We start from the raw sequence: 1,612 nt of genomic DNA, 5'->3' as shown, positions 1-1,612 counted from the left end.
CTATTTCGTTGAAAAACTCGGTTCGCGAACGAGTTCTCGGCGCGGGCTGCTGACGAGGGGACGGCGATGAGACGAGGTAGACGCTGATCGTTGTTGTTGCGAGGGCCAGCGGCCTCTTCAGGCAGGCATCAGGGCCGTACCTTGTCGCCCATCGAACAACCTCTTGGCCATTCTTCGCAGGTTCTGAGCAGTCGCGGCCAACAGGAACTCATCGTGCGCGCCGGTCAGGCCTCTGAGGCGCAATCGGTCCAGCTTGAGGATGCGTTTGAGATGCGCGAACAGCATCTCGACCTTCTTGCGATCACGCCGAGACTGCTTGTACTCCGGTGTATTGGCGAGCTCGCGCGCGACTTCCCTTGAGCGCTCGTGAACGCTACGCATGATTCTGCGGTTGGGCATGTTCGGGCAGCACTGTTGCTTCATGGGGCATCCAGTGCAATCGTGTTGGCTGGCGCTGTACAGGATCGTGCCGGCCTTGGTGATGCGATCGCGTGGCGTCGCGAACTGGCGTCGATCGCTCAGTAGCGCATGTCCTTGCGGGCAGCGGTATTCGTTGGCTTGCTCATCCCAGACGAACTCGCTGCTCGACAGCGTGCCGTCCTTGCGTTCACTCCTGTCCCACACGGGCACATGCGGGGCGATGTCCTTGTCTTGCACCATCCACCCGAGCATGGGTGCGGTGCCGTAGGCGGTGTCGCCAACCAGGCGATCGGGCTTGAGTCCGAAGCGCTGTTCGACGCGGTTGACCATCGTCTTGGTCGATTCGACCTCCAGCGTGCGGTGCGCCGGTGTCGCCTCGACATCCACGATGATCCCGGCGTCCAGATCGATCAGGTAGTTGGTCGAGTAGGCGTAGAACGCTGGTCCACCCGGTGCGGCGGTCCAGCGCGCCGCAGGATCGGTCAGCGAGACATTCTTGCCTGGTGCAGGCGGATTCAGTGGCGCGGCGTCGTCTTCACCCGTCGGGTTGAACTCTTCGAGTGCGTCGAGATACTCGCGTACCGCACGGCTCGTGCTGGCCTCCTTGCGCCAGTCCGTCGTCTCACATCCGGGAACACCACGCGCTCTGCTGGCGTCAGCCTTGATGACGCTGGCATCAATAGCGAAGCCTTCCCCGCGAACGAGGCCTTCGCTCATGCACCGGCGCAGGACACTCTCGAACACATGACGGAACGCATCGCTCTCACGAAAGCGACCGTGCCGGTTCTTGGAGAACGTCGAGTGATCTGGCACCGCGTCTTCGAGATCGAGTCTGCAGAACCAGCGATAGGCCAGATTCAGATGAACCTCTTCGCAAAGCCGTCGCTCAGAACGGATACCAAAGCAGTAGCCGACGATCAACATGCGCATCATCAGCTCAGGGTCGATCGATGGACGACCTGTGTGGCTGTAGAACGGCGCAAGGTGCGTACGCAGTTCACCGAGATCGAAGAAGCGGTCGATGCCTCGCAGCAAGTGATTGCGCGGGACGTGATCGTCGAGGTTGAACGAGTAGAAGAGTCGGTCCTGGCTGCCACCTTGTTGACCCATCATCTCGATGTGCTCCCGTCAATCGGTTGCCATCAACATAGGCCAAGCGACGCCGATTGCCAGGGAGTTTTTCAACACAATA

At 60.5% G+C, this 1,612-nt stretch carries 1 protein-coding gene; it reads right to left on the bottom strand.

Annotated features, from left to right (window positions below):
- Nucleotides 1-117: 117 nt before the first annotated feature.
- Entirely contained in the window at nt 118-1,533 is a 1,416-nt protein-coding gene (locus V6M39_RS08585; protein ID WP_332643404.1) for an IS1182 family transposase, read from the bottom strand.
- Nucleotides 1,534-1,612 lie beyond the last annotated feature (79 nt).

Origin of the sequence: Aeromicrobium sp. (assembly GCF_036675695.1) — a bacterium.
In the GTDB taxonomy this organism is placed as follows: Bacteria; Actinomycetota; Actinomycetes; order Propionibacteriales; family Nocardioidaceae; genus Aeromicrobium.
This window is presented reverse-complemented; position numbering and strand designations above follow the sequence as displayed.